We start from the raw sequence: 9256 nt of genomic DNA, 5'->3' as shown, positions 1-9256 counted from the left end.
ATAAATTTTTATTTATTTTTTAATTTATATTTATCTAATATAGAAATATCTACTCCTCTTTGTTTAAGCCACTTGGGAAGTAAAACATTTTCTACTCTTTCACTGACAAGGGGTGCCTTTTCTATAAGAAATTCGGCCATGGATTTGCTGACATTCATACCACCCATTGCACCGTCAAATATAATAACCTTATCCGTTCCCGTCGTCTTGTAAGCAAAATTCATAGCCGAATCCAATGTCTTGGCAGTTAATGCATAATCCATATATCTCATATTTAACGGGTCCTTGTTAAACAGATCCCCTTGTTCTCTTCCGACTACTACCGTAGGGATATATTCTGCGAAAAAGGCAGACGGATATCCTATCCAAGCATAATTGTGAATGCACATTTTTATTGCGGGATTAATTGCAGGGATTTCATCTAATAGAGGCTTACCGTTTTTTCCGTAAAATGCTTCGGTATACCATGTATAAGGCGGAAGGGGGCTCTTTAAATCATAGAGATCCGTATTTGCCCCTACAAAATTGGCAAATATAACACCGGCAGAAAATACATATGGTACAGGGCACGGAAAATCAAGGACTGCAATACAATCTTTAATTTCTCCGAATAAAGTCATGACTTTTCCGTAACGCTGACATCCGATAAAAGTTGCCCTATCGTTTAAAGCATAAAGATCGTTGTCGCAATCTACTCCAACAATACCGTGAGGTCCTACATCCAAAAATGCGGCAAATGCGAATTTGCTCTGCACAAACTTTGATTCAAATATGGCTCTTGCAACAAAGTTAGCCGCTCTGGGCCCTAAATTCTGATGATAAGTGCTTCTCGTTTCTATACGGGCATAGGACATTCCAAAGGGTTTAACCGCTTTATCTACCTGCCTGTGAAAATGGACTTCCCTGACATCAGTATGGTGAACATGTATAATCCAATCCGCATCATAAACTTTTTTCAATCCATACAGAGTTCCTATTTCCGTTTCTATAGGAACGCCTTCATCAACCGGTGCCACTCCCACAGCTTTTCCGTTATAATAAGTATCCAAACCGTAACGTTTTATATATTCTTCCGTTTCACGGAATCTCATGCCTACTCCTGCTCGAAGGCGAATATCCTTACAGCCTGTCTTTTTTTCAACGACATCTTTAACAGCCTTTAATAATTCGGCATAAGGCTGCCCTCCGAGAAGAGTAAAGCCGTGATGGGAAGCAAGAACATTTACGGAATCTTCCGGTTTAATCATGCTCATATCAACTTTCATCAATGAATCCACGGCCGCTTTGCGCACACCTTCCAAACTGTTTTCTTCATTGGGGTAAATAATATCTGGAAGATCCGGAAACAAATCTTTTAACATAATCGATACCATATCAGGTAATTCTGCGGCACGTTTCTTTACAAGAGAAGGATCAATTCCATATTCCGATGGTTTAGCAGATATTGGAGTAATCGGTTTATTCATCATGATTTTTTCCTCCTTTACTTTCATAATCAGTATGAGTTGCTGCAATTTCATCCAAAAGTTTTTCATCTTCGTCAAAATAAAATCCTCTGCTGCTGTACTTTTCCTTTACACTTTCGGGAACAGTCCAAGCTGTTGCGGTTTTCCCATACCACTGCCATCCTCCTTCAATAGGATTTAGCTTGTACCCCGCTGCATCCAGCAATCTTAGAAGAGGCTGTATGCACTCAATAGTACAGCCTGTCCTAATTCCTGTTCTGGAAGAAACCTTTTCCGGAGTATCAGCCCCATCCAAAATAGCAGCAGCTACTTCCTCCGCCCTTACTCCTACACAGTAACAAAGAATCTGCTCCGGATTAAGATGGGCTTTCTCGCAAATTTTTCTTATTTCTCCGTAATCAAATTTTGTTACATCCACTCCGATTTCAAGGGGTTCTTCACGTTTTACCATCTCGATTGCATGGAACGGGCAACGTTGTTCGCAGTTTGCACAGGCCCGGCATTCCTCTTCATTTACAACTGCCTTTTTGTCTGTTACGGAAATTGCCAATACAGGACAGACTTTCGTACAGATTCTGCATCCTCTGCACTTTTCCCTATTTACCTTTGCCACAAGGGTGACACTTTTCATATAACAAACCCTCCTTCATAATAATTTCTTAGATATTGTTTTATATAAAATTGCTGAGTTTTTCCACCTTTAAATATACAAAACGGTAGAAAAACTTTTGCAAATTTATCGGATACACATAATTAACTGTGAGCTGTTTCTTTCTTCTTCTGAGCTAAAGAAAAGGCAACATCAACTATCATATCCTCCTGTCCTCCAACCATCTTTCTTCTTCCCAATTCCACAAGAATATCTCTCGGGTTCAGCTTAAACTTCTCCGCAGCCCTATAAGTATGAAGCAAGAAACTTGAGTAAACCCCGGCATATCCTAACATCAATGATGCCGTATTTATAACCTGAGGCCTTTGCATTATAGGTTCAACAATATCTTCCGCTACATCCATAGCTCCGTAAATATCAATTCCCGTATCATAACCCAGTCTGTTTAAAACTGCCGCTAAAACTTCCAACTGGGCGTTTCCTGCTCCTGCCCCGAGACCTCTACAGGTCCCGTCAATGTAAGCAGCACCTTCCTCAACGGCAGCAATGGAATTTGCTATAGCTAAACCAAGATTATTATGAGCATGAAAACCTATAGGAATATTTATGGATTTTTTCAGCAGACTTATTCTTTTTCTCACATCATCGGGAACCATATGGCCTGCCGAATCCGCAACATTTATATAATCCGCTCCGCTGTCTTCAAAAATTTTAGCTTGTTCTACAATTAATTCGGGGCTTCCCATGTGGCACATCATCAAAAATCCCACTGCTTTCATTCCCATTTTCTTTGCATATTTAATATGTTGGATTCCAATGTCCGCTTCGGAAACATGTGTGGCAACTCTGACTACTTCTGCTCCGTTTTGTCGGGCTTCTTCCAAATCCTCAATAGTTCCAACCCCCGGAAGAAGAAGTACCCCCAGCTTTGCATTATTTATTTTCTTTCTGGCTTCTTTAATCAATTCCATTTCAGAAACTTTTGAAAACCCATAATTAATTGAAGAACCGCCAATACCGTCTCCATGGCTTATCTCTATAATTCTTACTCCTATTTTATCCAATCCTTCAGCTATATCCTCTGCCTGTTTTGTTGTAAAGCTATGGCTCACTGCATGACTTCCGTCTCTTAAAGTCGTATCAACTATATTAATTTTTTGCTTTTCCACTGTTATCCACCCCTTCTGTTGTCATTCCTTGAACCAATTTTTCTGCTACGCTTACTGCTGCCGCATTAATAATATCAAGATTTCCGGAATATTTAGGTAAAAAATCTCCTGCCCCTTCTACTTCAACTATGACTGTAACTTTATTCCCTTCCACAATTGGCGGCACTCTGAATCTGTATCCAGGCACATAGGCTTGTACTTTAGAAACCATATTTTCTACGGATTCGATTATCTTTTTTTCATCAGGATGCTTAACAATAGAATATATTGTATTGGACATCAGTATAGGCGGATCCGCAGGATTTAAAATAATGATTGCTTTACCCTTGTCAGCCCCACCTACCTTCTCCAGAGCCTTTGCCGTCGTCTGAGTAAACTCGTCGATATTGGCTCTTGTTCCCGGACCTGCACTCTTGGAAGAAATACAAGATACAATTTCCGTATAAGACGAATCGGCAGCTTCATTAATAGCATAGGCAATAGGAACCGTTGCCTGACCTCCGCAGGTTACCATGTTAAAATTATTTTCAAAAGTCAACTTATCTAAATTAACACAAGGAACCACATAGGGACCCACTGCTGCCGGAGTCATGTCAATAGCAATTTTTCCTGCTTTTTTAAGCAGCGGAGCATTGACCATATGGGCTTTGGCACTGGTAGCATCAAATACTATCTTTATTTCGGGTTCCTCAACAATGGCTTTTACACCTTCAATAGACGTTTTAAATCCCAACTTTGCCGCTCTTTTCAATCCTTCGGATTCATAAATTCCTGCCATCATATACATTTCAAGGTTCTTACTCCTCATAACCTTATACATCAGATCCGTTCCTATATTTCCCGGACCTATTATGCCTACCTTGACTTTTTTCATAAATATATCCTCCTTAAAGTGTTTAATTTAGTGCTGTATATAATTATTTAAATTTTACTGTTACCCTTCCCATATCTTGAAAACTAACAGTAAAAGCGTCTCCCGGCTGAACTTTTTCTGCAGCTGTTACTGCCCCTGATAAAATAATGCTTCCTTCTTTAAGCTCAATACCAAATTGAGATAATTTATTAGCCAGCCATGCAACGGATGCCGCAGGGTTTCCTAAGACTTCGGCACTTGTTCCCGTACTTACAAGCTCTCCGTTCTTTTCCAGATTCATTCCTATTAACCGCATATCAATACCATCTATCTTAGTTATTCTATTCCCTAAAACAAATTTTGCACTTGAACCGTTATCAGCAATAGTATCTACCAACTTTATTTTCCAGTCCTTTATTCGGCTGTCCACGATTTCAATTGCAGGTACGATCCAATCGGCAGCATGATAAACATCCGCTATTGTAATACCTGGTCCTTTTAGACTTTTCTTTAAGAAAAAAGCCAATTCACCTTCTACTTTAGGCTGAATAAGACTTTTTATAGGGCATATCTCTCCTTCCATTACTATCATCTTATCCGTAAGGTGTCCGTAATCAGGTTCATTCACTCCCAAAAGATTCTGCATTCCCTTACTTGTAAGCCCTATTTTCATTCCTACAACCTTTTCCCCTTGGGAAATTCTTCTTGATATATTTTCCAACTGTATCTTATATGAATCTTCTACAGTCATATCGGGATTGGATTTGCTTATCATATCAATTTGATAAGTTCCTTTTTCCGCATTATAAAGATCCTGAGCTATTTTTTTATAATCCATATTAATACCTCCTCATTATTTATGTAATAAGCTCTCATGATTGAATTTTTTCTTAGACATTTTTTCTGCCAAAGCATTAGCAATCTGTTGAGCAATTTGCTCTTTATCACAATTATTCTTTAATAATTTTATTAGAATCTCGGAAGCAATCTTCACTTCGTCATTTGGGCCGGGCAATGCAACAATATATGTAGGTCCGACTTTACCGACAGCAATTCTTACCCCATCTTTTACGTGACGCCCTGTTCCTTTTTTAAATTTTACAATATATGGAGTCGCAGCTTGAGGATCAATCCTTAATATGCCTTCCACGGTTTTATCCTTATCTTCCGCCCCTACGCCTCCCGTAGTAATTATAAGGCCATAAGCCTTAGATACGGCTTCAGACAATATATATTCCACACTTTCGATATCATCATCCATAATATCCCCCACCGTTACTTTGAATCCTTCTTCTTCTAAAACTCCTTTTAGATAAGGAGTATTTGTATCTTCTATTAAATTTTTCTTTAATTCAAAACCCGTAGGAAAAACTATAGCTCGCTTAGAAATCTTTTCCTTCATCTCATCAACCATATTCGCAACACTTTTCAACATCTCTTTAGGATTTTCCGTTTCAAAACAAACCATTCCCAAAATACCGTTTGAATGGATATAAGTATCATCAGTGATATTAACTCCTTTTAACTTTGAGAGAGCGTTCAGTATATCTTTTTCCTTTCCTAAAATGTTTTCCTCCGGAATATCCTTTTCCAAAATATCTAAAGTAATATGATTCGGCCGAACATCTACAACCAGCACATTTCCTTTTTTCAGCTTTAAAATTTGTGCAACTGTTTCCGCAATTTCAGTAAGATTTGCATTGTCAAGGGTTATATTGTTTATCCATAATTCCGTTTTTTCCAATAAATTTAATCCCATTTTCTCGCCTCCGGATATTTTTATATCACATCAAGTCTCATATCAAGCAGTGGGGCATCTACAATTTCCTTGCCTATACAAAGAACATCTATGCCCAATTTCGCCAGTTCTTTAATTTCTATGACTTTTATGCCTCCCGCGAAAGCAATTTTAACTTTATTTCTCATTCCCATGGAATCAACAATTTTTAAGCAGCGGACAACATCATTAATTTCTCCCGTATCCACCATCAATATGCCGCAACCGTTTTCTAAAGCCCGCCTTGTTTCCTCTTCAACAGTAAGTTGTTTTCCTTTAATTTGGATTACTTTTGTAAAGCTTTTAAAATCCTTCACTGCATCTAGTGTCTTAGGTATAGAGCCAAACATTTTAATATAATTTTTATCAAGATAAATCATATTGTCATCAGTAATCCTAAAGTGTGCTCCACCGGAAACAATGGCACTTCTCACACCATCTTTAATAGACGGGGGCATCTTTTTCCACGAACCGGAGACTACCCTAATTTTTCCTTCAGAAAAATCTACTGCTTTTTTTGCTGCAGTGGCAATTCCGGAAAATTTAGACAGAGTACCTATAATTCTTTCTTCCGCCAAAGCCATATTCTTAGGAAAAGCAGATATCTTAGCAATAGGCTTGTCCCTTTCGATTTGATTTCCCTCTTTTTTATAAAATTCAATTTCAATTTTGATTTTTTCCGCTTCTTCAAGGGCATATTTAACTCCTGACAGTAAGCCGTTTCTTTCGGGAATCAAAAGAGCATTAAATTTCTGATTTTCAATACTCTTAAATATAATGTCTCTGATATCTTGCATAATCTTCCTCCTTTTTTCGTTATTAACGAATTGTGTTCATAAATATTGGTATTTTTTTGGAGAAATATTCCATTCTCCAAATTATATCTTTTATTTATCCGAATATCCCATACGCTCGGAAATTTTTAACGCATAATATTTAACATCTGCTGCCACTTCTTCTATAACCCCATCTTGTAACTTTTTATAAGGTGCCGATACACTGATAGCTGCTATAGGGTATTTCTCATAATTAAAAACCGGTGCAGCTACGCATCTTATACCAACTTCAATTTCTTCATCATCTACTGCATAGCCTCTTTTTTTAACTGTCTCTAACTCCTTTAGAAGATTTTCAGGTTCGGTAATTGTGTTTTCAGTTATCTTTTTTAAAGGTTCCTCTAATATGAATTCTTCTATATATTTCTCACCTGCATATGCAAGAATAGCTTTCCCTACCCCTGTACAATGCATGGGTGCTCTTTTACCCACCTGAGAATAAGCAATCACCCAATCATTTGCATCAATTTTATCTATATAAATAACTTCTCCTCTATAATGAGCTGCCAAGTGTACTGTAGTTTTATACTTTTCGGATAATAACTGGCAAAAAGGTTTTGCCTCATTCCTTAAATCCATACGATTCTGAACTAAATTCCCGAACTCAAATAATTTAATTCCAAGACGATATTTTTTACTTTGATGACTCTGTTCCAAATATCCCTTTGATACTAACGTATTTACCAATCCATAAACCGTGCTTTTACTTAAATTCATTTTATCCGCAATTTCTGAAATACCCAATTCCACATTATTGCCGCTAAAACACTGTATTATATCTAAAGCACGAGCTACCGACTGAACTATAACCCCTTCTGCTCTTATCATTTATATACCTGCCTATCGTTTATCTATTATTCTAATTAATTTTTATCTTCATAATAAATTATAATAGGTTAAGAATACGTTGTCAATATATTTTTTGTATTATAGAATTATATTCGTTAATAACGAATATAATTCTATAATTATTTCTATTTTGTTTGTTATTAGTATTAAAAAAAGAGGAACCGATTTAATCGGTTTCCCCTTTTTTATATGTTTCCATAACTTTAAATGATTTCAATTTGGCAATATCAGACCAGTTATCGGCCGTTACCTGCTCTACTTTGTTAATATCTTTCTTTATCTCTTTAACGGCTTCTTCTATAAAATCTATCTTTTCCACGGATTTCTGCTGTGTTTTCAATTTCTCTTCTATCCCTCTTAACAATGCTCCATGCTCTTCCTTCATTCCTCTGACTGCCATGGAATTTTCATCAACTCTTCTTTCCAGATTCTCCTGTCTTTCTCCCAATCTTCTCTGTTCTTCTGTTAAGCTTTTCTGTCCCTCCACTAAGTTCTTTTGTCCTTCCCTCAGGTCTCTTAGTTCTTCCAACACTATTTTCTGGAATTCCTCATCAACCACATTTTTCACTCTCCCCATAGACAAAATATTTATATATATTATATCCTACATTAAAATAAACTTCAAAATAATATGATAAATAAATGTAAAAATTTATGCCGGATCAAGTATGAAAATGGATTCCTATTAAATTTCATAGATCTTATTTGAAAAAGCATTCCTTGCATTTTCACAACAAATATTTCTTACTGAGGTTTCACTGAGTCCTATTTCCAAAAGCCTCGGTACAAATGTGTTAAGATTATAATCAAGTCCCGGTCCTCCTCCATAGGATTTAAAGTAAGACCTTCTGCCCAGATCTCCTCCAATCAATATCTGGGAACCAAAACCTTCATTCTCCATATTTTTAAATAAATTCGAGATTACTTCGTCTGTATAATATTTTATTCTTCCGGGGCCGTCATAAATAAGATAAACTCCCTTAGAAGCAATTTTTTTATGATACAGCAAATCCGGATTTCTATCTATATGTCCTAAGATAATATTATCAGGCCTTACCCCGGTTTGCAGCAAAATTTCGACAGCTTCCAAAGCCATAGTACCTCTTTCAAGATGTAGAGAAACGGGAAATCCGGTTTTAACGGAAGCAATTCCCGCAGCTTTTAATTCCTTTTTCTCTATCTCTGTAATTACCTGATAACTTGCAGCAGCTTTTATCACTCCTGCTTTTCCCTTTGATCTTCTGACTATCGGTCCCGCATAATCATATTCATCTATTCCTTCTTCAATATCCTTTATTAATAAATCCGCTATATCTTCCGTGGAATACCTGTAAAGAAAATGAGTTCTGTCATACAGCTCTGATTTATGGAATCCTGTTGTAGCAATTATATTTATCTTGGAAGTCTTGCTTAATTTAACCAAACTGTTTATATCCCTGCCGCTTCCGCAAGGAGTCATTTCAACAATCGTATCTCCGCCTGCATTTTTATACAGCGATATCTCTTTCTCCGCATTATCTACGCTGTCCATCAGGAAATCATTCCCTCCGTGAATAACTTCCCCTCCTCCGATTCTGATAAGATGCTCATGGGAATCCGTCTTTCCAATATTGTTAATAGGAACTTTTCCTAACACCGTTTGAACAAATTTCAATTCTATCCCCTCCATTAAATAATATTCAAATAATAAATGAGA

10 protein-coding genes are annotated in these 9256 nt (G+C 37.0%); all 10 read right to left on the bottom strand.

The genetic code is table 11. The annotated features are described in order from the left end of the window. Positions 1-8 precede the first annotated feature (8 nt). The 10 genes from PP176A_RS08945 to PP176A_RS08900 all read right to left on the bottom strand — a co-directional run bounded on the left by PP176A_RS08945 (position 9) and on the right by PP176A_RS08900 (position 9214). Positions 9-1469, bottom strand: coding sequence for a hypothetical protein (locus tag PP176A_RS08945; RefSeq protein WP_200796108.1), 1461 nt, complete (start codon positions 1467-1469; stop codon positions 9-11). Next, positions 1459-2097, bottom strand: coding sequence for a 4Fe-4S binding protein (locus tag PP176A_RS08940; RefSeq protein ID WP_071140126.1), 639 nt, complete (start codon positions 2095-2097; stop codon positions 1459-1461). The genes PP176A_RS08945 and PP176A_RS08940 overlap by 11 nt, the downstream gene beginning before the upstream one ends. A 122-nt stretch (positions 2098-2219) precedes the next feature. After that, positions 2220-3245, bottom strand: coding sequence for a 4-hydroxy-2-oxovalerate aldolase (gene dmpG, locus PP176A_RS08935; protein WP_071140125.1), 1026 nt, complete (start codon positions 3243-3245; stop codon positions 2220-2222). Then, positions 3226-4119, bottom strand: a complete 894-nt coding sequence (locus PP176A_RS08930; protein ID WP_071140124.1) for an acetaldehyde dehydrogenase (acetylating) — start codon at positions 4117-4119, stop codon at positions 3226-3228. Before PP176A_RS08930 ends, dmpG begins: the two co-directional genes overlap by 20 nt. Before the next feature lie 43 nt (positions 4120-4162). Next, positions 4163-4936: a 2-keto-4-pentenoate hydratase gene (locus PP176A_RS08925; protein ID WP_071140123.1), complete on the bottom strand. Its 774-nt coding sequence runs from the start codon at positions 4934-4936 to the stop codon at positions 4163-4165. A gap of 15 nt (positions 4937-4951) precedes the next feature. Next, positions 4952-5857, bottom strand: coding sequence for a molybdopterin-binding protein (locus PP176A_RS08920; RefSeq protein WP_071140122.1), 906 nt, complete (start codon positions 5855-5857; stop codon positions 4952-4954). A 20-nt stretch (positions 5858-5877) separates the two neighbouring features. Continuing rightward, positions 5878-6672, bottom strand: coding sequence for a quinolinate phosphoribosyl transferase (locus PP176A_RS08915; RefSeq protein ID WP_071140121.1), 795 nt, complete (start codon positions 6670-6672; stop codon positions 5878-5880). Positions 6673-6762: 90 nt separating this feature from the next. Beyond that, positions 6763-7539 carry an IclR family transcriptional regulator gene (locus PP176A_RS08910; RefSeq protein ID WP_071140120.1) on the bottom strand — a complete coding sequence of 259 codons (777 nt, stop codon included), beginning with the start codon at positions 7537-7539 and terminating at the stop codon, positions 6763-6765. Positions 7540-7726: 187 nt separating this feature from the next. Beyond that, the gene (locus PP176A_RS08905; RefSeq protein ID WP_159429055.1) at positions 7727-8128 is read right to left on the bottom strand and encodes a hypothetical protein; all 402 of its coding nucleotides are present in this window, start codon (positions 8126-8128) and stop codon (positions 7727-7729) included. A gap of 117 nt (positions 8129-8245) precedes the next feature. Further along, positions 8246-9214, bottom strand: a complete 969-nt coding sequence (locus PP176A_RS08900) for a phosphotriesterase family protein (RefSeq protein ID WP_159429054.1) — start codon at positions 9212-9214, stop codon at positions 8246-8248. Positions 9215-9256 lie beyond the last annotated feature (42 nt).

It is taken from the genome of Sporanaerobacter sp. PP17-6a (genome assembly GCF_900095615.1).
Classification (GTDB): domain Bacteria; phylum Bacillota; class Clostridia; order Tissierellales; family Acidilutibacteraceae; genus Acidilutibacter; species Acidilutibacter cellobiosedens.
The sequence above is the reverse complement of the archived record's forward strand: the minus strand, read 5'-3'. Positions and strand labels throughout refer to the sequence as shown.